The sequence below is a fragment of the Sulfitobacter sp. EE-36 genome (assembly GCF_000152605.1).
GTDB lineage: Bacteria > Pseudomonadota > Alphaproteobacteria > Rhodobacterales > Rhodobacteraceae > Sulfitobacter > Sulfitobacter pontiacus.
Genome location: NZ_CH959310.1, coordinates 2,430,694 through 2,451,281 on the forward strand (window position 1 = coordinate 2,430,694; position 20,588 = coordinate 2,451,281).

Annotated in this window: 22 protein-coding genes; 8 read left to right on the top strand and 14 right to left on the bottom strand. The window is 60.2% G+C overall.

Going from position 1 to position 20,588, the window contains the following annotated elements:
* Nucleotides 1-123: 123 nt before the first annotated feature.
* Complete coding sequence (locus tag EE36_RS14330) at nt 124-579, bottom strand: iron-sulfur cluster scaffold-like protein (protein WP_005853441.1); 456 nt, start codon at nt 577-579, stop codon at nt 124-126.
* Between the two features lie 75 nt (nt 580-654).
* Here EE36_RS14330 and hisI point away from each other — a divergent pair, with 75 nt between their 5' ends.
* Nucleotides 655-1,020 (top strand): phosphoribosyl-AMP cyclohydrolase, encoded by a 366-nt coding sequence (gene hisI / locus EE36_RS14335; RefSeq protein WP_180827671.1) that lies wholly within the window; start codon nt 655-657, stop codon nt 1,018-1,020.
* A gap of 3 nt (nt 1,021-1,023) precedes the next feature.
* Here the strand turns inward: hisI and gluQRS are convergent, their stop codons facing one another.
* The 3 genes from gluQRS to EE36_RS14350 form a co-directional block, all read right to left on the bottom strand.
* On the bottom strand, nt 1,024-1,860 hold the full coding sequence (gene gluQRS, locus EE36_RS14340) for a tRNA glutamyl-Q(34) synthetase GluQRS (protein ID WP_005853445.1): 837 nt from the start codon (nt 1,858-1,860) through the stop codon (nt 1,024-1,026).
* The gene (gene trmFO / locus EE36_RS14345) at nt 1,857-3,209 is read right to left on the bottom strand and encodes a methylenetetrahydrofolate--tRNA-(uracil(54)-C(5))-methyltransferase (FADH(2)-oxidizing) TrmFO (protein WP_005853447.1); all 1,353 of its coding nucleotides are present in this window, start codon (nt 3,207-3,209) and stop codon (nt 1,857-1,859) included. The genes gluQRS and trmFO overlap by 4 nt, the downstream gene beginning before the upstream one ends.
* Nucleotides 3,210-3,507: 298 nt before the next feature.
* Complete coding sequence (locus EE36_RS14350; RefSeq protein WP_039911987.1) at nt 3,508-4,293, bottom strand: enoyl-CoA hydratase; 786 nt, start codon at nt 4,291-4,293, stop codon at nt 3,508-3,510.
* Nucleotides 4,294-4,350: 57 nt separating this feature from the next.
* On the opposite strand from EE36_RS14350, the gene EE36_RS14355 reads away from it, so the two are divergent.
* Nucleotides 4,351-4,770, top strand: coding sequence for a PaaI family thioesterase (locus EE36_RS14355; protein ID WP_005853451.1), 420 nt, complete (start codon nt 4,351-4,353; stop codon nt 4,768-4,770).
* Between the two features lie 87 nt (nt 4,771-4,857).
* On the opposite strand, the gene EE36_RS14360 is transcribed toward EE36_RS14355, so the two are convergent.
* A complete protein-coding gene (locus EE36_RS14360; protein ID WP_005853453.1) occupies nt 4,858-5,088 on the bottom strand; it encodes a DUF1127 domain-containing protein in 231 nt (76 codons plus the stop codon).
* Nucleotides 5,089-5,186: 98 nt separating this feature from the next.
* On the opposite strand from EE36_RS14360, the gene EE36_RS14365 reads away from it, so the two are divergent.
* The 4 genes from EE36_RS14365 (at nt 5,187) to EE36_RS14380 (ending at nt 8,911) form a co-directional block, all read left to right on the top strand.
* Nucleotides 5,187-6,617 carry a PLP-dependent aminotransferase family protein gene (locus EE36_RS14365; RefSeq protein ID WP_005853455.1) on the top strand — a complete coding sequence of 477 codons (1,431 nt, stop codon included), beginning with the start codon at nt 5,187-5,189 and terminating at the stop codon, nt 6,615-6,617.
* A 162-nt stretch (nt 6,618-6,779) separates the two neighbouring features.
* Nucleotides 6,780-7,241 carry a 50S ribosomal protein L13 gene (gene rplM / locus EE36_RS14370; RefSeq protein WP_005853457.1) on the top strand — a complete coding sequence of 154 codons (462 nt, stop codon included), beginning with the start codon at nt 6,780-6,782 and terminating at the stop codon, nt 7,239-7,241.
* A gap of 2 nt (nt 7,242-7,243) precedes the next feature.
* Nucleotides 7,244-7,744, top strand: coding sequence for a 30S ribosomal protein S9 (gene rpsI, locus EE36_RS14375; protein WP_005853459.1), 501 nt, complete (start codon nt 7,244-7,246; stop codon nt 7,742-7,744).
* A 177-nt stretch (nt 7,745-7,921) separates the two neighbouring features.
* Entirely contained in the window at nt 7,922-8,911 is a 990-nt protein-coding gene (locus EE36_RS14380) for an LLM class flavin-dependent oxidoreductase (protein ID WP_005853461.1), read from the top strand.
* Here the strand turns inward: EE36_RS14380 and EE36_RS14385 are convergent.
* From EE36_RS14385 to guaA, 8 genes are all read right to left on the bottom strand, one after another.
* Nucleotides 8,908-9,525: a TetR/AcrR family transcriptional regulator gene (locus EE36_RS14385; protein WP_005853462.1), complete on the bottom strand. Its 618-nt coding sequence runs from the start codon at nt 9,523-9,525 to the stop codon at nt 8,908-8,910. The genes EE36_RS14380 and EE36_RS14385 overlap by 4 nt on opposite strands.
* Nucleotides 9,518-10,387 carry a polyphosphate kinase 2 gene (gene ppk2, locus EE36_RS14390; protein ID WP_005853464.1) on the bottom strand — a complete coding sequence of 290 codons (870 nt, stop codon included), beginning with the start codon at nt 10,385-10,387 and terminating at the stop codon, nt 9,518-9,520. The genes EE36_RS14385 and ppk2 overlap by 8 nt, the downstream gene beginning before the upstream one ends.
* A gap of 52 nt (nt 10,388-10,439) precedes the next feature.
* Nucleotides 10,440-11,402: an alpha/beta fold hydrolase gene (locus EE36_RS14395; RefSeq protein WP_005853466.1), complete on the bottom strand. Its 963-nt coding sequence runs from the start codon at nt 11,400-11,402 to the stop codon at nt 10,440-10,442.
* A 1-nt stretch (nt 11,403) separates the two neighbouring features.
* Entirely contained in the window at nt 11,404-12,336 is a 933-nt protein-coding gene (gene metA / locus EE36_RS14400) for a homoserine O-succinyltransferase (protein ID WP_005853468.1), read from the bottom strand.
* Nucleotides 12,337-12,419: 83 nt separating this feature from the next.
* Nucleotides 12,420-13,274: a hypothetical protein gene (locus tag EE36_RS14405; RefSeq protein WP_005853469.1), complete on the bottom strand. Its 855-nt coding sequence runs from the start codon at nt 13,272-13,274 to the stop codon at nt 12,420-12,422.
* 161 nt (nt 13,275-13,435) lie between these two features.
* Entirely contained in the window at nt 13,436-14,554 is a 1,119-nt protein-coding gene (locus EE36_RS14410) for an OmpP1/FadL family transporter (RefSeq protein WP_039911993.1), read from the bottom strand.
* 143 nt (nt 14,555-14,697) lie between these two features.
* The gene (locus EE36_RS14415; protein WP_039911995.1) at nt 14,698-15,561 is read right to left on the bottom strand and encodes a DMT family transporter; all 864 of its coding nucleotides are present in this window, start codon (nt 15,559-15,561) and stop codon (nt 14,698-14,700) included.
* Between the two features lie 73 nt (nt 15,562-15,634).
* Nucleotides 15,635-17,197, bottom strand: coding sequence for a glutamine-hydrolyzing GMP synthase (gene guaA / locus EE36_RS14420; RefSeq protein ID WP_005853474.1), 1,563 nt, complete (start codon nt 17,195-17,197; stop codon nt 15,635-15,637).
* Between the two features lie 200 nt (nt 17,198-17,397).
* Between guaA and EE36_RS14425 the strand changes: the two genes are divergently transcribed.
* Entirely contained in the window at nt 17,398-18,936 is a 1,539-nt protein-coding gene (locus EE36_RS14425) for a trimethylamine methyltransferase family protein (RefSeq protein ID WP_005853475.1), read from the top strand.
* On the opposite strand, the gene EE36_RS14430 is transcribed toward EE36_RS14425, so the two are convergent.
* On the bottom strand, nt 18,929-19,228 hold the full coding sequence (locus EE36_RS14430) for a DUF6477 family protein (RefSeq protein WP_005853476.1): 300 nt from the start codon (nt 19,226-19,228) through the stop codon (nt 18,929-18,931). The two genes, EE36_RS14425 and EE36_RS14430, sit on opposite strands and share 8 nt — an antisense overlap.
* 243 nt (nt 19,229-19,471) lie before the next feature.
* On the opposite strand from EE36_RS14430, the gene EE36_RS14435 reads away from it, so the two are divergent.
* Nucleotides 19,472-20,566: a DUF6456 domain-containing protein gene (locus tag EE36_RS14435; protein WP_005853477.1), complete on the top strand. Its 1,095-nt coding sequence runs from the start codon at nt 19,472-19,474 to the stop codon at nt 20,564-20,566.
* Nucleotides 20,567-20,588 lie beyond the last annotated feature (22 nt).

A 20,588-nucleotide genomic window follows, 5' to 3' on the forward strand; every position in this document is an offset into this window, starting at 1 on the left:
CCCTTACGCCGCCATCCTGCCCGGATGTGCGGCGTTTTTTTTGTAGGCGTTCGCGGGGGGCGTTCGCTGATAGGGCGGCATCGCTGCAGCGGCGCTACTTGGGCAGATCGCCGCGGAACGGGCCTAGCCGTTTTGCGCAACCTCTTGGGTCTGTTCCATCGCTTCGGCCAACGCCTCTATCGTCAGCAGGATGGACGCATGACGGTTTTTATAGGCCACCGCGGGGGTCAGCACCTCGAACCCGTCAAAGGGGGCGTCGGGCACAGGGCCTTGGCCTTTCAACATCGCTTTCAACTGGTCCCGTGCCGTCTGGATCTGATCCAACGTCGCACCAACTGCCGCCGCACCGGCCACAGCGGCAGAGGCCTGACCCAAGGCGCACGCCTTCACATCCTGACCCATCTGCGCCAGTTTGCCATCTTCGACCACGACATCGACCGTGACGGTGGACCCACATAGGGGCGAGCGCCGCGTGACGCTGGCATCGGGATTTTCCAAGCGCCCCAGATGTGGGATGTCAGCCGCAAGCCCCAAAATCCGCGCCGAGTATAGCTTGATCAGGTCTGTCTCGTCACTCATGGCTGTTCCTCTGTGTCGTTAACCCTTACATAAGCCTTCACGCGGATGATGCAAAAACAAACTGAAGGCACGGCGATGGACTTTGACACCAGCACATTGAAATTCAACGAAGCAGGGCTGATCCCCGCGATTGCGCAGGATGCGACCACGGGCGAGGTGTTAATGATGGCGTGGATGAACGCGCAGGCCGTCACCCAAACGCTGGAAACCGGCCGCGTCACCTATTGGAGCCGCTCGCGCCAGTCATTCTGGATCAAGGGCGACACCAGCGGCCATGTGCAAGAGCTGGTCGAGCTGCGCATCGACTGTGACCGCGATTGTCTGCTGGTGAAGGTGCACCAGACGGGGGCGGCCTGTCACACAGGACGGCGAAGCTGTTTTTATACGCTGGTCGAGGATGGTGCCGAACGCATCACGCTTGACGTAATGGATGATGAATAGGTGCTAAAGCCCTATCATTGCACGAATATCTTGTGATGACGCGCCTTCACTCCGGTACAGGGAAATTGCGCGCGCGTCATCGCGTTTTGCCAGCCTCTTGCCATTTTCATCACGGATCAGATCGTGGTGGAAATAGCGCGGGGGTTTGTGGCCCAGCAGATCCAGCAGCAACACTTGCACCTGAGTGAAGTCAAACAGATCCACGCCGCGCACCACATGGGTGATCCCCTCACGGATATCGTCGATTGCAGAGGCAAGGAAGTAGGCGGCGGTCTGGATGTCTTTACGCCCCACCACGATATCACCGATCTTCGTCAAAAGGGCTGCGTGATCAAGGGGATGGGGGCCGGTGTGTAGCGGCCCGTCCTCTATGAACCCCAGCCCGTCTGAGGCTTGCTCAACCGCGCGGTCCATATGCAGGCGGATTGCGTCATTCCGTCCGCGGTCGTCCATGCTGCGCGTTTTGCAGGTCTGCGGATAGACGCTATGCGGTGCCCCTTCCTGCGGCGCGGCGAGTGCGGCGGCAATATCTTTGCGGCTACAGCGGCAGGGATAGGTCAATCCACGTGAAGAAAGCGCCTCAACACTTTGATTATACACATCAAGGTTTTCGGATTGCATCAGAGGTGGTGCATCCCATGTGATGCCCAGCCACGCCAGATCGTCCAACGCTTGGCGCATGTACTCGGGCTTTGATCGCTCCAGATCCGTGTCCTCGAACCGCAGCAAAAAGCTGCCACCTTGGGCGCGCGCCATATCATGGGCCACCAGCGCCGAATAGGCGTGCCCCAGATGCAGCGGCCCGGTGGGCGACGGCGCGAACCGGGTGCGAAAGCTCATGCTGCGGGCGTGGTGCCGTCCAACCAGTCCTGCCAGTCTGTCTTGGCGCGGTCGGTGTAGGCTTTGTAGCGATCCTTGCGACCACGACGGCCGGATTTCAGCCCCTCGACCGGTGGGAACAGGCCAAAGTTGACGTTCATCGGCTGGAAGGTTTTCGCATCCGCGCCGCCGGTGATATGGGTGATCAAGGCGCCGGTCGCAGTGGTCGGCGGGGGTGGTGCGGCTGCTTCGCCCTTGATCTCGGCCACGGCCAGACGGCCGGCAAGCAGTCCCATCGCAGCGCTTTCCACATAGCCTTCGACACCGGTGATCTGCCCGGCAAACCGCACGTTCGACTGGCTGCGCAGACGCATCTGATCGTCCAACAGCGTGGGCGAGTTCAGGAAGGTATTGCGGTGGATACCGCCGAGCCGCGCGAAGGAGGCATTTTCAAGCCCCGGGATCATCCGCAGCACCTCTGTCTGGGCCCCGTATTTCATCTTGGTCTGGAAGCCGACGATATTATACAGTGTGCCCAGCTTGTTATCGCGGCGCAGCTGCACCACGGCATAGGGTTTATTGTCGGGATCATGGGGGTTGGTCAGGCCGACGGGCTTCATCGGGCCAAAGCGCAGCGTTTCGCGTCCGCGTTCGGCCATCACCTCGATCGGGAGGCAGCCGTCGAAATAGCCCGCCGTCTCGCCTTCCTTGAATTCGGTTTTATCCGCGGCCAGCAGCGCGTCGATGAACGCCTCGTATTGGTCCTTGGTCATCGGGCAGTTGAGGTAGGCTGTACGCTCTTCCTCGGTCTCGCCCTTGTCATAGCGCGATTGCATCCACGCTTTGCTCATATCGATGCTGTCGTGGTAGATGATCGGCGCGATCGCGTCGAAAAAGGCCAGTGCCTCGGCACCGGTTTCGGCAGCAATGGACTGCGCTAGATCGCCCGAGGTCAGCGGGCCGGTCGCGATGATCCAGTGACCCTCGCGCGGCAGATCGGTGATCTCGCCATATTCGACAGAGATATTTGGATGCGCCATCAGCGCATCTGTCACCGATTGCGCGAAGGGATCACGGTCCACCGCCAAGGCACCGCCGGCGGGCAGGCGGTGTTTCTCGGCTGTTGCCATGATCAGCCCGTTGGCGGCACGCATCTCCCAATGCAGCAGGCCCACGGCGTTCTGTTCATTATCATCCGAGCGGAAGGAGTTGGAGCAGACCATTTCCCCCAGCAGCCCCGTCTGATGCGCGAAGGTGCCGACCTTGGGCCGCATTTCATGGAGCACAACCTGAATGCCCGCGTTCGCCGCCTGCCAGGCGGCCTCTGATCCGGCCATGCCGCCGCCGATGATATGGAGTGTATGTGTCATGCCAGCGATGTAGGGCAGGGGCTGTCGCGGTGCAATAGCCAGCGGTGCCTGTCGCGAAACGCGTGCCCGCCGCCCTTTGGGCCATCAAACATATCGACTGAATGTGAAGGGGGATTTTTGGGGTCGCCGCTGCGGGAACGGTCGGTCAGTGAGAGGCTGACCTGGAGGGACCTTCCGCCGGCGGCGACCCAAAATCATCAAGGCATCTGCCTTGTCTTATTTGTGCCACAAAAGCGCCCGAATTGAAAGCACGAATTCGTGATCTGTGCGGCACCATCGGAAACAGTCTGTTTCCGGCTTACTGATCCCACTCAGGAGGGCGTTTTTCCAGGAAGGCCGCGATGCCCTCGGCCGTGTCGGGGTTGAGCATGTTTTCCACCATCACGTCACCCGTGTAGACATAGGCCTGCGCGACCGGCATGGCGAGCTGCGCATAGAAGGCCTGTTTGCCGATCTTGACCGCTGTGCCCAGCTTGTCCGCGATCTGCTGGGCCAGCGCTGTCGTCTGCGTCGCAAGCTCGTCTGGTGGGGCGATACGGTTGATCAACCCTAGCTCGCGGGCGCGGGCTGCATCGATAAACTCGCCCGTGGTCAGCATCTCGAACGCCTGTTTGCGCGGGATATTGCGGCTTAGCGCGACCATCGGGGTAGAGCAGAACAGGCCGATATTCACCCCGTTCACGCCAAAGCGCGTATCCTCGGCCGCGACCGCAAGATCGCAGGTCGCGACCAACTGACATCCCGCGGCAGTGGCGATGCCGTGGACTTGCGCGATCACGGGCTGGGGCAGGGACTGGATGCGCGCCATCAGACGGGCGCAGCGTTCGAACAGGTCTTGGAAGCCGGCGACACCCCCATCCTTGGCGTCGCGCAACGCCGTCATCTGCTTCAGGTCATGCCCGGCGCAGAACGCCTTGCCCGCCCCGGCAAGGATGACGACCCGTAGATCGGGCCGATGCGCGATCTCGTCCAGACGCGCCTGCAACGCGGCCAGCATCTCGTCCGACAGCGCGTTCAACCGGTCCGGCGCGTTCATCGTTAACCGGACTACCGCACCGTCACATGCCATTTCGACCATTGTCATCTTGAACCCCTCCCGCTTTTCCCTGAGCCTAGCCGCGACATATGAGGGAGGACAAGTATGCCAATTATGATGGATGCCGATGCGCTCGCGGTTTTTATGAAAGACGTGTTCAAACAGGTCGCCGATGATTTCGCCATCGACCATGTCGGAGAGACGGATCTGACCACACGTTTGCTTACCGCGGACCGGCACCTGCGCCCCGGCGGCACCGTGTCCGGCCCGTCGATCTTCGCGCTGGCCGATGTCAGCGCCTATCTGATGACCTTGGCGCGAATCGGGCCCAAGGCGCTGGCGGTGACCACAAACTGTTCGATCGATTTCATGCGCAAGCCAGCGGCCAATACCGATCTGATCGCCAAGACGCGGTTGCTCAAGCTCGGCAAGCTGCTGTCGATTTGTGATGTGCTGGTCTATTCCGAAGGGCTGGACGACCCTGTCGCGCGGGCATCGCTGACCTATGCCATTCCGCCACGCTGATTGTACCCCACACTGACGGGTACAATCGAAAAAAGGGCCGGTATTTACCGGCCCGAGTGAAGAGGTCTGGAGTGCGCCACAGGGACGTTACGCCTTCCAGAACACCCGAATAGACTCATCATGAGCCTGTCGCGGTGTGAGTCCCACGTCTGCCAACTGCCAAGGCTCAAGCTGTGCGAGCGCTTTGCGTGTCCGGCGACGCGATGCCATCTTCGTGACGCAGACCGCAAATTTGACCGCAAGAACAGCGGCAAACGGTGTGCTGCGCTGGTTCAGGATTGCCACAGTTTCGTGGTTGAGGGTCAGGGTCTGTGTCATGAGAATCTCCTATTTCTGAATTGTATTGACACAATGTTACGTTTTGCCGTAACAAAGGGGTACAAAATGCGATACATTTTGAAAAGGAAAACATTGTAATGGGTACAATTTGGCAACCTGATCAAATTGACGGGCCTGGCCCTAAATACAAAGCCGTTGTTACAATGATACGAAACGGTATCTCGAACGGTGCTTTATCGGCGGGGGAAAAACTGCCGCCGGTGCGGGAGTTGGCATGGAAGCTTGGCGTTACGCCGGGGACTGTGGCACGGGCCTATACAATGCTGACCGAAAGCGGGACGTTGCAGGCCGAGGTCGGGCGCGGCACCTTTGTCGCGCTGCCACCCACGACCCCCGATCGCAACAGCCCGATCGAGATGGACGTGATCGCCCACCACGTGCATCAAGGGACCAAGAACTACCCCGCGGATACCTATGCCGTGAACATGTTCTCGCCGCACCTTCCATCGGCGGGGCAGGCGACGCTGATCCGCAATCTGATGGCCGAGGTCGCTCAGGATCCGGCGTCAGGTGTGATGCATTATCCCAGCCGCACCGGGGCGCGCCCCGCCCGCGAAGCTGTCGTCAAATGGCTGGCCGGCACGCCACTGGGATCCTTTACCGAAGCCGATGTGATCCTGTCTCACGGCGGGCAAAACGGTCTGTCTCTCGTGTTCCAGTCCATCCTGCAAGGCCGACGCCCCGCCATCGCGATTGAAGAGCTGTCGTACCCCGGTTTCCGCCGCGCGGGCGAGCTGCTGCGCGCCGATGTCATTCCGGTGGCTATGGATAAAGACGGCGTGATCCCCGAAGCGCTGGACGAGGTGGCGCGGAACCATGATCTTCAGATTTTCTGCACCTCGCCCGAAGTCCATAACCCGACCGCAGGCTTCACACCTGTGGCGCGCCGCGAGGCGCTGGTCGAGGTGGCGCGCAAACATGACTTTCAAATTGTCGAGGACGATTGTTATCGCATGCGCGTAGAGCGTGCGCCGACCTACCGGATGCTTGCCCCCGAACGCGGCTGGTATGTCTCGTCGCTGGCCAAGACCCTGACCCCTGCGCTGCGCATCGGTTTCGCCATCGGCCCGCGCCAGCGCACACCCGATCTGCGTCGCGTGGCCGAGTACAATTGCTTCGGCCTTGCGACCCCGTTGATCGACCTTTGTGCCAAGCTGCTGGTGCATCCCGATATCGACGCCATCGCCGAAGGCACGCGTCAGGGCTTTAACGCCTATGTCCAAAGCGCGGTGAATATACTGGGCGGATATGATGTGGCGTGGCGCACCAACGTGCCGTTTTTGTGGCTGAGCCTGCCGGTTGGCTGGCGGGCGGGTGCGTTCTGTCAGGCTGCTGAAGGGCAGGGTGTGCAAATCCGCTCGGCCGAGGAATTCGTCTGCCGCGATGCCCGCGCGCCCCATGCGGTGCGGCTCGCGATCAACGCAGGCGTGGCGCTGCACAGTTTTGAGGATGCAATCATGCGCCTGCGACATCTGCTGGACTCTCCACCCGAGCAGTTGAGTGTGTGATTTTTGTGGGGTATAATAATACCTAATTTGCAAGGCGTTGTTTTTGTGAGAAAAAATAGGGAATGTGGCGCTTGACGTGGCGAAGGGCGTGTTTATAACCCAGCCATCAGATAGCGGGGTTCGGTTTCGGACCCTTTCACCAAAGTAACGGGAATTCCCTCCATGAAAACCTTTTCTGCAACACCGGCAGATATCGACAAGAAATGGATCATCGTCGACGCTGAAGGCGTCGTCCTTGGCCGTCTTGCGTCGATCATTGCCATGCGTCTGCGCGGCAAGCACAAGCCTTCCTACACACCTCACATGGATTGCGGCGACAACGTCATCGTGATCAATGCCGAGAAAATCCAGATGACCGGCAAGAAGCGTGAAGAAAACTTCTACTGGCACACTGGCCACCCCGGCGGGATCAAAGAGCGTACCAAAGCTCAGATCCTTGAAGGTGCGCACCCCGAGCGTGTTGTGACCCAAGCGGTCAAGCGCATGCTGCCCGGCAACCGCCTGAGCCGCCAGATCATGACCAACCTGCGCGTTTACGCCGGTTCCGAACACCCCCACGAGGCGCAAAGCCCCGAGGTTCTGGACGTGAAATCCATGAACTCTAAAAACACGCGGAGTGCATAAGCATGGCTGATGAAATCAAAACACTCGAAGGCCTCGAAGCGGCCGTAACCGAGAACATCGGTGGCGTTCAGGGGACAGAAGTTGAAATGACCCCACGCGAGCCCGTGCGTGACGCGCAAGGCCGCGCCTATGCAACCGGTAAGCGTAAAGATGCGGTTGCCCGCGTCTGGATCAAACCAGGTTCCGGTAAAGTCATCGTAAACGGCAAAGCGCAAAACGAATATTTTGCACGCCCCGTTCTGCAGATGATCCTGGCACAGCCATTCACCATCACAGGCACCGACGGTCAGTTCGACGTTGTTGCAACTGTGAAAGGTGGCGGTCTGTCCGGTCAGGCGGGCGCGGTGAAGCACGGTGTTTCCAAGGCACTGCAGCTCTACGATCCCTCCCTGCGCGGCGCGCTGAAAGCGGCAGGCTTCCTGACACGCGACAGCCGTGTTGTTGAGCGTAAGAAGTACGGTCGTGCGAAAGCGCGTAAGAGCTTCCAGTTCTCCAAGCGTTAAGCTTTACTTTACAGTTTTTGGAAAAGGCCGCTCCTGCCGGGGCGGCCTTTTTCGTATGCGCCTGAGGCCAGCCGACCCTTCGGCGAGAGTTTATTTCGCAAAATGAAGCCGGCGGGGTGGTTTTGTTTTCAATGTCGCGTGCTTAGGTAATGGATGCGTTAAAAACGGAGCCGCCCCATGCGATATTCAGTCCTTGATCTTTCCCCCGTACCCGAAGGGTCAGATGCCCGCCAAGCCATTGCGAATACGATTGATCTGGCAAAGCGGACCGAAGCGGCGGGATATCATCGCTACTGGATGGCAGAGCATCACAACATGCCGGGGATCGCCTCTGCCGCGACATCGGTGTTGATCGGGCATGTGGCGGATCACACCTCCCGCATCCGTGTGGGCGCGGGGGGCATCATGTTGCCGAACCACGCGCCGCTGGCGATTGCAGAGCAGTTTGGCACGCTTGCCACGATTCATGGAGACCGGATTGATCTGGGCCTTGGGCGCGCGCCCGGTGGGGATCAGGCCGTGTACCATGCCTTGCGGCGCGGGATCCAAGGGGGCGACCGTTTCCCCGAAGATGTGGCCGAGCTGATCGGCTATCTTGGCGAGGCCCCTGCGGGGGCGCGTGTGATGGCGCATCCGGGGCAGGGCACGCATGTGCCGGTGTGGATATTGGGCTCTTCGCTTTATGGCGCGCAGCTGGCGGCGCATTTCGGGCTGCCCTATGCCTTTGCCTCGCATTTCGCCCCCGATGCGTTGGAAGACGCCGTGGCGATTTACCGTCGCGATTTCAAACCCTCGGCGCAGTGGGAGAAACCGCATTTCATGTTGGCGGCGAATGTTTTCGCGGCGGATACCGATGAAGAGGGGGCCTACCTTCGGACCTCCATGCAGCAGGCTTTTGTGCGGTTGCGCACCGGCAAACCGGGCAAGCTGCCGCGTCCCGTGCGCGATATTGATGCCGAGGTTGGCGTTCAGATGCGTCAGGCCGTTGATCAGGCCCTGCGGGTGACTGCCGTGGGCAGCCCCGAGCGTGTCGCGCGGCAACTGTCGCAGATGATTGAGATATATCAACCGGATGAATTGATCCTGACAGGGCAGATCCACGACCACGCCGCGCGGGTCAAATCCTTCGAGATCGCGGCGCAGGCCTTGGCGGAGATCGCCGCCTAGTCGTCCGGTCCTACCAGACCAAGGCCGCGCAGGTAGATGCCAATGCCGCTTTCCAGCAGATCATCTGCGGGAAAGGGCGAGGCCCTGCCGGGGGAATTCCGCGCGAAGAGTTCAACCACCCCGTGGCTCAGCGCCCAGATATGGGCCGAGAACATCGAGGCGGGCGGGCGCTTTTCTAACGGGATATGCTGGCTGAGATCGCTTGCGGCCTGTTCCAGCACCCCATTGGCCCGCGCCGCAGCGGCGGCCAGATCGGGGGTGCGGTTGACGGAAATACCGCTTTCGAACATCGCGATGTAATGGCCCGGATAATCGCGGGCGAAGGCAAGATAGGCACGGCCCGTCGCCTCGAACGCCTTGAGCGCGGAAGGCTGGCCGGATTGATACGCGGCTTCCATCAATTCCGCAAAGATATCATAGCCTTGCAATGCGCCTTCGGCGATCAGGTCTTCGCGGCCCTCGAAATGGCGATAGACGGCTGCGGGGGTGACACCCGCCTGTTTCGCCGCCTCTGATAGGGTGAACCCCGTGGGGCCGCGGTCCTCGATCAGTTTGAGCGCGCCGTCGATCAGCGCCTGTCGCAGGTTTCCGTGGTGATAGCCGCGTTTAGGCATCCCAGATATCCGGCCCGCCGCAAATCTGGTCATCAATCGCGCCGATCGCTTTGCTATCTTTGCCCGTATATTCAAACGCGTGGAGCACGGTCCGGATCGCTGCCAGCCGCGCGCGGCGTTTATCGTCAGAGCGGATCACCGTCCACGGGGTCTGCGGCGTGTGGGACCGCTGCAGGGTGTCCTTGATCGCGGCGCTATAGGCGTCCCATTTCGCCAGCCCTTTGACATCGATGATGCTGAGTTTCCATTGTTTCAGCGGGTCGCCTTCGCGCGCGAGCATCCGCCGCAGCTGTTCGCCGCGGCCTACGTTGAGCCAGAATTTGAACAGGTGCAGCCCATCGTCCACCAGCATCTTTTCCAGCGGGACCACCTGATCGAAGAAGGCTTCACGCTGGGCCTCGGTGCAAAAGCCGAAAACCGGTTCGACGACGCCGCGATTGTACCAGCTGCGATCAAAGAACACCATGTCGCCGGCGGTCGGCAAATGCTTGATATAGCGTTGAAAATACCACTGACCTGCTTCGGTTTCGGTGGGTTTGGGCAGGGCCACCACATGGGCGGAACGCTGGTTCAAATTCTGACGGAAGCGCGAGATGGTGCCGCCTTTGCCCGCAGCGTCGCGGCCTTCAAAGATCATCGCGATACGCGTGCCGGTGTCGCGCGCCCATGCTTGCAGCTTGACCAGTTCGATCTGGAGCCGATCCATCTCGCGGTCATATTGCTTGCGCCCCAGACGTTCGGAATGGGGGTAACTGTCGCTCAGGATATCGTCCTTATCGGCGCGTTTGATCGCCTTGTTGATGGGCGCGGGCGCGTCGTTTTCGAAATAGGCGCTGATCGCACCGTCAAAGGGCAGGTCCATGGGGGCCTCCTCAAATATCCTGTTCACCCTAACTTATGGAGCGTTCTGCCCCCTAGCGCAAACCCGCACGTGTCGCTGCGCGGTCAATGGCGGCGATGACGTCGGGTTGGGTCACATGTTGTGGCATATGACCAATGCCGGGCAGGGTGGTTAGCACCGCGTCGGGCAGTTGCGGCGTTGCGATTGCCGCGTGGACATCCAGCGGGACGATGGTGTCTGCGGTGCCGTGGATCAGCTCGACCGGCATGGTCAGCGTATCATATTTCGGGACCATCTTCTTGATCTCGGGCAGCAGCGTGTTCACCTGTTGAGCATTGGCGCGCATTGACATCCGGCGCAGGGACAGGCCGGTGCCGATGTGGTCACTATAGCCGTCAGGCGCGGCTTGCGGGGCAAAGATCGCGCCGACGCTGGCGCGCACAAATCCCTGCGGCACAAAGGCGGTGACCAGCGGGATCACAATACCCGACCCGAAGGCAGAACCAGTGATCTTGTACTGCCATCCAAGGTCACCTTCCCACGGCTCGGACACGGCGGATACGAGCACCAGCGCCGCCGTGTCATCGGGCCGCGACAGCCCCCACGCCAGCGCCACCGCGCCGCCATAGCTGTGCCCCAGGACGATCGGATTACTCACCCCAAGCCTGTCCGCTGCCTTTTGCAACAGCGCGGCCTGTTCGTGGGGTGTGGCCGCAGTGGCATTCCATGCGCCCGCGTGTTGGGGCAGGTTGTCAGTCCAGCCGAGCCCCGGTCGGTCGAACAGGATAACGCGGTAGCGGTCGGAAAGCTGGTCCACCATGTCAAAGGTGAAATCCCGCATATTCCCTGACGCCCCGTGGATCAGCACCAGATCCGGCCCGCTGCCCTGCACCTTGGCATGGACCTTGACGCCGTCGATATCGATAAGCTCGCCAATCGGCGGGTAGGCGGCGTTGGCCGCAGCCTCGCGGGTGCTGGCCCGCCAGTGCACCACGATCACCAAGCCCACGGCGACCAGCGTCAGGATCAACAGCATGCTACGTCCCAAAATTGCTGCGACCGATGTCGTTCAGATCGTAGTGGGTGGTCTGGTAGATCTCGTTGATCCAGTTGCCGTAGAGCAGATGCGCATGGCTGCGCCAGCGGTTCAGCGGGACCTGGGCAGGGTCATCATCGGGGTAATAGTTGCAGGGCACGTTGATCGGCGTGCCTTGGGCGACATCGCGGTCATATTCGTCCTTCAATGTGTCGCGGTCATATTCAAGGTGATTGAATATATAGAGCGCCCGATGCCCTGCATCCTCGACCAGACAGGGGCCGACCTCCTTACTGCCAAGCAGGGTGGTCAGGCTGGGCACGGCGTCGACCTCTGCCGCGCGCATTTCGGTCCAACGGCTGACCGGCACCACCAGATCATCCGAGAACCCGCGCAAATAGGGTGACGACGGTTCAAGGTTGCTGTGGCGGAAGCAGCCGAAGGCCTTTTCCTCCAACAGATGCTTTTTGATACCGTGGAAGTAATTGATCATCGCCATGCCACCCCAGCACACGCCGAAGGTCGAATGGACATTGGTCTGGGTCCAGTCAAAGACGCGGGTAAGCTCTTCCCAATAGGTGACGTCATCAAAGTCCAGATGCTCTATCGGGGCACCGGTGATGATCAGCCCATCGAATTTCTCGTGGGTGACTTCCTCGAACGGGCGGTAAAAGCTTTCAAGGTGATCTGCGGCCGTATTGCGCGACTGGTGGTCGGACATACGGATCAGGCTGAATTCGATCTGCAAGGGCGTGGCCCCGATCAACCGCGCGAACTGGTTTTCTGTCTGGATCTTTTTCGGCATCAGGTTCAGCAAGGCAATGCGCAAAGGCCGGATGTCCTGACGCGCCGCCATTTCCTCGTCCAGCACCATGACACCTTCGCGCGTCAGCACGTCATAGGCAGGCAGGTCGGAAGGCAGTTTAATCGGCATGTCAGTATTCCACGTCTAGGGGCTCAGGTCTTGCATCATCTGCGCCGGATTTAGATAAGCGCCCGCGCAGAGGGCGCCAAGGGTCACGCGCTTAACGTCCCCGCGATCAGGTCGTTGAAGTCATCCTCGGATTTGAGCCCGGCCACCTGATCGGCAGTTACGGTCACCCCCCATCGCGACATCGCCTCGTAGCGCGGCTGTCGGTGGGCAAGCGCTTGGGCGTAGGTCCAGCGGATAAAGGCATCCGGATCGACATCATCCTCTTGGCAGTTGTTTTCGCGCAGATATTCTTGCCACACCCGCAGCAGGAACTCGGGCTGATAGGCCATCGGCTTGGGGGCTTTGTCAAAGCGGCGGATCAGCTCTTGGGTGTGAGCATGGTCGCCCTTGATCCAGACCGGCAGACATTCCGCCGACAGGGTTTGCATCAGCGGATCATTGTCGTCATCGGGGTCCACCCATTCACAGATCGAGCCGCCGGTGTCACAGATGAAATGCGGATACCCATAAAGCGTCTGCGCACGGCGCGCGAAATGGCCGGTGTCGCGCAGGGCCGCGATCTCTGCCTGTTTGAACGCTTCCTGTCGGGACGCATATTCCGCCATCGGCAATCCCCCCTTGGCCGCATCGCCGGGCTTGCCCAGCCAGGCCGCCACGGGCGAGAGATTATCAAAGGTGATGTTTGACCCGATGTAGATGCTATCGCTCAGCAGAAGATCCCGCAGGAAGGGCACCTTCATCGCTTCGGCTTTGGCGTTGTCGGCGATGGTTTCACCCAAGTATCGCGTGCCGATCCGGTAGTCGATGGAGTAGTGGAACCACCCCCCCGATTGCCGCAGCAGATGCGCCATATGCGTCTTGCCCAGACCCGACATGCCAAAGACCAGCACATGTTTATGCGGCGCGGCACGCCACGCATCGGCAGAGGGGTAGAGCATGGGTCGTCATCCTTGGAACGTCTTGTTTCGCAATGAGTAGCCTAGCCTGTGCCCAGACACCAGACGCGAGACATCGGCCACAAGACATCAGACATCGCGCGCCCATGAAAAAGCCCGCCACATTGCTGGGGCGGGCTGATAGAGGGTTGCTGTGGTTGGGCTTAGAAGTTGTAGCCGACTTTCACACCGATCGCAACAGCGTCGTTGTCTTCGAATACGCCGGCTGTGTTGGTTCCATCGAGCGTCGTATCAGCGTCACCGATGTTGATGTAGCGGATGCCCGTTGTGACCTCCATGTTGTCGCGGGTATAGGTCGCGGCCAGCCCGAGGCTCTTGTTGCCATCTGTCGGGCCCAAGTTGCTAGAGAATCCACCATTGGACTTTTCGTAACCGACAACAGCAGCAACCGACCATGTGTCGCTCAGACGGCGACCGATACCAAGGGAGTAGGTGTAGACGTCGTTTTCGTAGCTGAGCAGTTTCGGGTTTCCGGGCGCTGACCCAAACGCGGCAGGTGCGATTTCAAAAGACGACCAGTCCACCCAGCGTACGCCACCAAAGAGCAGTGTGTCTGCCGCGATACCTGTTTGGAATTCAAGGTTGACTGACTGTGGTGTCTCTACATGTGTGGGCTCAGTTGAAACCACTCTGCCGCTGACACGTTCCACCGTATCTACATCATATTTTATTTTGGAATTGTATGTCAACGACACACGCATCGCGATTTCGGGCTTTTCATATGCGATACCGGCTACATAACCCACGCCTGTATCCCGATCCCCCTCGACATTATAGACTAGGCCAACGGCGGGCCGGTTGGGGATAGTCGCACTGGCTTCAATGGTTTGCACCCGAATACCGCCATGCACACTGAAGTTGTTCGGCATCTTGTAGCGCAACAGGCCTGTCAGCGCGTGGCTGTTGAACTCGGCCGTGGACCCTTGCGCAAAATAATTCGTTCCATTTGGGTAATCAACGTCGGCACCAAAAGGCTGGTCATAGATAATCGCGTAGGACAGCTGATCGTTGATGTCAGCTTTGTAAGCCGCGCCGAACGTAAAGAAGCTATCTGTCATATTACCCGAATCTTGCCCGGCACGGCCAGAAAACACGGTACTTGTGCCCGATGTATTCGGCGACACCGACCCAAGGCTGAACTCAGCATAACGGCCGCTTTCGAACAGGGCCGTGATCGACTGACCCGACCGGTCGATCCCCCCCGCGTGCAACGTGGATGCGCTGCCCAACAGGGCCGCCATTGCGATTACTCGATACGTCATCTCTAAATACTCCTCCCCAGAAGCGATGCAGCCACAACACGCAGCCACAATTTATACAGCAACTGAAGAGCAGGGTGCGTCAATCTGTCAATTCTTGACCAAGGGGAAGTCTGCGCCCCTATGCCAGAACTGTTGCAGTTTCGTTACGAAACGCGGCGGGATTCGATCCAGAGGTTCATGTAGTTGCCGGCAAAGATAATCGCGCCGCCGATGAAAACCCAGATATCCAGGGCCTCGGCATAGACCAGCATTCCGATGACGGCGATCAGGGGCAGGCGGACAAAGTCGATCGGAACGACCACTGTCGCAGGCGCAATGGACAAGGCGTTGGTCAGACAGAAATGTGCCATAAGCCCTGCGACACCGATCAGCAACAACAGCGGCATTTGTGCCATCTCGGGCACCGCGATATCCCCGTCGTAACCGGCCATGATCACGCCAAAAACCATTTGCGTCACGGTCAGGTAGAACAGGATACAGGTGATCGTCTGGCTGCGGGTCAGCCGCTTGGTCAGCATGATCGTCAGCGCAAAGAAGATCGCCGAGGACGCCGCCGTGATCACGCCGGCATTCAGCCCGGCAATCGTCGGACGGGCAACACAAAGGATGCCGATAAATCCAAGAACCGCCGCCAATGCCCGCACCTTGGTAAGCCGCTCGCCCAAAATCAGCGGCGACAAGACAATCACCCAAAGCGGAGAAGTGAATTCAAGCGCAAAGACCTGCGCGAGCGGGATCACGGTAACCGCGTAGAACCACAGATTCTGTCCGGTGAAATGCGCCAGATTGCGCCCGATCTGCGTGCCGAAATCGCGCCGGTTGATCTGCCCCCAGGTCCCGTAAACTGTCGCGAGCGTAAAAACAGCGATTACGCCTACCAGCGACCGGTACATCATGATCTCGAAAGTATCGAGGCTGCCGCCAAGTTCGCGCCCGGCGACGGCCATCGCAGAGAAAGACGTGATCGACCCCATCATCCACAAAGCCGCCCTTAGCGTCGGGGTCATGGTCTCTCTTCCAAATGGAAAAAAATCCCCGCCGGAGGCATCTTTGTCATGCGGCCGATCACAGCCATTCAGATCATTCCCATTCAATCGTGCCGGGAGGTTTCGACGTGATGTCGTAGGTCACCCGGTTGATGCCCGGAATCTCGTTGATGATCCGCGTTGCGGTCTCACCCAGAAATTCATGGGTGAACGGATAGTAATCCGCCGTCATCCCATCGACCGAGGTGACGGCCCGCAGGGCACAGGCGAAATCATAGGTCCGCCCGTCGCCCATCACACCCACGGTGCGGACAGGCAGGATCGCCACAAAGGCTTGCCAGATTTCATCATAAAGCCCGTGCTTGCGGATCTGGTCGATATAGACCGCGTCCGCCTCGCGCAGGATGTCGAGCTTTTCGCGGGTGATCTCACCGGGGCAGCGGATGGCGAGGCCGGGGCCGGGGAAGGGGTGGCGGCCGATAAACGACGGCGGCAGACCCAGCTCGCGGCCAAGCTCGCGCACCTCGTCCTTGAAAAGTTCGCGCAGCGGCTCGACCAGCTTGAGCCCCATCTTTTCGGGCAAGCCGCCCACGTTGTGATGCGATTTGATTGTCACCGACGGCCCGCCGGAAAAGGACACCGATTCAATGACATCGGGGTACAGTGTGCCCTGTGCGAGGAAGGTGGCATCGCCGACTTCCTTGGCGTGCTTCTGGAACACGTCGATGAACAGTTTGCCGATGATCTTGCGCTTGGTTTCGGGGTCGGACACGCCATCCAGCTCGCCCAGGAACAGTTCCTGTTCGTCGGCGTGGATCAGCGGCATGTTGTAGTTGTCACGGAACATGGTGACGACCTCTTCGGCCTCGCCCTTGCGCAGCAGACCGTGGTCGACAAAGACGCAAGTGAGCTGGTCACCAATCGCTTCGTGGATCAGCACGGCCGCGACCGAGGAATCGACCCCGCCGGACAGACCGCAGATGACCTTTTGATCACCGACCTGTTCACGGATCGCGGCGATGGCCTCGTCGCGGTAGGCGCTCATTGTCCAGTCGCCCTTGAAACCCGCGAGACGCACAAAGTTTTCATACAGGCGCGCGCCATTGGGGGTGTGGTGCACTTCGGGGTGGAACTGCACGGCATAGAAATTGCGCGACACATCGCCGGTGACCGCGAAAGGCGCGTGGGGCGAGGTGCCGTAGACTTCGAAACCGGGCGCGATGGCGCTGACGTGATCGCCGTGGCTCATCCAGACTTGCTCTTTCTCGGTGAGGAACCATCCTTCCAACAGCTCAAGACGGGCCTCGGAGGGGGTCACATAGGCGCGCCCGAATTCAGCCGTGCCGTGACCGCGTTCAACCTTGCCGCCCAGGCAATGCATCATGACCTGTTGGCCGTAGCAGATGCCAAGGATCGGCACCCCAAGCTCGAACACCGATTGCGGTGGCATGGGCGCACCTTCGGCGAAGACCGAGGACGGCCCCCCCGACAGGATCACCGCCTTGGGCGCAAAATCCTTGAGAAAGGCATCATCCACCGTGTTGAACGGGTGGATTTCGCAGAACACATTAAGTTCACGCAAACGGCGGGCGATCAGCTGGGTGACCTGGCTGCCGAAGTCGATGATGAGAAGGCGGTCATGGGAGATATCTGTCATGCTGACTGATTATGGGCGGATGGCCTGCGTGGCAAGAGTGGAGTGGGGGCCAGCCCCCAGACCCCCGGAGTTTATTTTGGCAAAATGAAGGGGTCGGCGGATCATGATGTCGGTTTTTGACCTCTAAGGCCGTAAACCGCGTAAAGCCTGCTGCGTGAATGGGGTAGCTAGGCGTCAGTTTTGGCGGAAAGGAAGACCTCATGGCGGAATCAGCAAGACGCGGGCGCGGTGGTGGCGGTGCGGCACGTCGGGCGGCACGCTCGGCTGTGTCCTTCGAGACAGCGAAGTACATCGAACGCAACATTCCCAACTACGAGGTGCTGACCGAAGAGGCGCTGCAGATCATCGAGTATAACGCCGATACGGTGTTGGAAGAGATCGGCGTGAACTTTCCCGACAACCCCGAGGCGCTGGCGCTTTGGCGCGCGGCCGGGGCGGATGTGACCGGCGACCGCGTGCGTATCCCCCGCGGGCTGGCACGCGAGCTGTGCAAGACCGCGCCGTCGCAGTTCACCCAGCACGCGCGCAACCCCGCGCGCAACGTCGAGATCGGCGGGCGCAATCTGGTGTTGGCCCCGGTCTATGGCCCGCCCTTCGTGCGCGACACTGCCGGGGGCCGTCGCTATGCCACGATGGACGATTTCAACAAATTCGTGAAGCTTGGCTATATGTCCAAGTGGTTGCACCATTCCGGTGGCACGGTCTGTGAGCCCACCGATGTGCCCGTCAACAAGCGCCATCTGGACATGCTCCATGCGCATATGACGCTAAGCGATAAACCCTTCATGGGATCGGTCACGGAACCGAGCCGCGCGCAGGATTCCGTGGACATGTGCAAGATTCTGTTCGGTGCGGATTTCGTCGACCAGAACACGGTGATGACGTCGCTGGTGAACATCAACTCGCCCATGACGTTTGATGATGTGATGATGGGGGCGCTGAAGGTCTTCGCCGAGAACAATCAGGCGTCGATCATTTCGCCGTTTATCGTTGGCGGCGCGATGGCACCGGTATCCGTGGCAGGGACATTGACGCAGGTCCTGGCAGAGGTCATGGCGGGCATCGCCTATAGCCAGCTGATCCGTAAGGGCGCGCCGGTGATTTTCGGGGCCTTTGTGACCTCGATCGACATGAACTCGGGTGCGCCGACCTTTGGCACGCCGGAGGCCGCGCATATCACCTATGGGGCGGGGCAGTTGGCGCGGCGGATGAACCTGCCATTCCGGTCCTCGGGCTCGTTCTGCGGGTCAAAACTGCCCGACGCGCAAGCAGCCTATGAGACGGCGAACAGTCTGAACATGGGGCTTTTGTCGGGGGTGAACTTTATGCTCCACGCGTGTGGCTGGCTGGAAGGGGGTCTGGTCGCCTCGTTCGAGAAATTCGTGATGGATGCCGATCAGCTGGGCGCGTTGCACCATTTGGCGCGCGGTGTAGAGATTGACGAAAACGCGCAAGCGCTGGATGCGATCCGCGAGGTTGGTCCGGGCGGGCATTATCTGGGATGCGCGCACACACAGGCCAACTTTAAGGAAGCCTTCTGGAAATCCGATCTGCTGGACTACAAGCCATTTGAAACATGGTCAGATGAGGGCGCGCGCGATACCCAGTCGCTGGCGGCGGCGCGGGTCGAAAAGCTGTTGGGCGACTATGTGCAACCGCCTATGGACCCCGAGACGCGTGCGGCGCTGGATGCCTTTGTCGCGGAACGCAAAGCGGCGGAGCCTGACAGCTTTATGTAGCTGCATCTCGCAAGGTTTCGCGCAAGATCGCGGCCTCGGCAATGAGGGCGATCATCACCTCTATATGACGGACCAGGTTATAGCCTGCGTCCGTCTTTTTACGTCTGGCGTTCAGGTCTGCCTCTATATCGATCAGCTGCACCAGCACTATTGTGCTGCGCGGCGGGGGCGCTTTCCCCAGTATCCGGCGCAGGGCGGGGCCGCGGCGATAGCTGCGGGCCCCGATGGTGCCTGCCTGCACCAATATGGCGGGACGGTGGATACCGCGAAGACGCGTGAGAATATCTTGCATAAAATCAAATCCTTGCTGGCTGCGGCTGCATGCCATTGCATGGCCGCTCACGGGCAGGATTTCACGCAGGATACTGGTGTTGCTCGCGTGGCTGGGTCAGCGTGCGTCGCGGTTACGACTGTTTACCTTTTGGAAACAATTATGGGTTGTATCGGTAAATATTAACAAATCCATAACCAATTAACCTTTTGGTATTGTGGATAAGGCTGTGGATAACCGCGCCGCCTGAAGAAAGGAGACCGCATGACCCAAGTTTTGAATACGCCGCCGGACCGACGTGGATTGCCCGGATGGGTGCCGGATGCCGCGCGGCATTATGTGTCGCATGTGGAGATGGGCCAGCCGATCCGGGCGCTGGCGCGATCGGCTAAGTGTCACGCCTCTACCATCCTGCGCCAGATCCGGCGGCTGGAAACGCGTCGTGATGATCCGCTGGTGGACGATGCCCTTGATCTGCTGGGGCAGGTCAGCCGTTTTGAAACCCACCCCATGCAGGAGCCCGCCGCGATGAATGACACCTCACCCCCCATGATGCCCGATGATGAAACCCTGAAAAGCGAGGCGCAGCGCATCTTGCGGCGCTTGTGTGAAACCGGTGCGCTGCTGGCAGTCGCAGCCGAGATGGATAAGGCCGTTGTCGTGCGCGGTGGTCCGGATGGCGCGCAGACGCGGACTGCCGTGGTGGACCGCTGTGTCGCGCAGGCGATGGCGCTTAACGGCTGGATCGCAACCGATGGCGAGGGGCGCATCCTGCGCTATCACATCACCGCGGCCGGACGGCATGCGCTGGAAGAGATGCTGGGTCAGGGCGCACAGGACGGTTTTGCCGAAGCCCAAACCGCTTTTGCCCCTGCGCCGCCGCTGCCAGAGGGGGCGCGGCAGAAGACAGCGCGGCGCTTGCGCTACACGCTGGCAGAAAGCCCGTTGGCCGCGCTCGCCCGCAGACGCGACGCAAAGGGCGCGCCGTTCCTGTCCGACAGTCTCGTCCAAGCCGGAGAGCGCCTGCGCGAGGATTTTGAACTGGCGCAAATGGGCGAGGCGGTGACGCAGAACTGGGACCGGTTTTTGGCACCGGGCGGGCAGGGCGACAGCGTCAGCTTTGAAGGCAGCGCACCTTCTGCGGCCCGGGCACGGGTGGGATCGGCGCTGGCGGATCTGGGACCAGGTCTGTCGGATATTGTGCTGCGGTGCTGCTGCTATCTGGAAGGGCTTGAAACCACGGAAAAGCGCCTAGGCTGGTCCGCGCGGTCGGGAAAGATCGTGCTGCGTATCGCCCTGATGCGCTTGCGCAAACACTATGCGGAAACGCTTGGCCCCGGGAGCGCTATGATCGGCTAGGCGGCGGATCCGGATCGGCGCG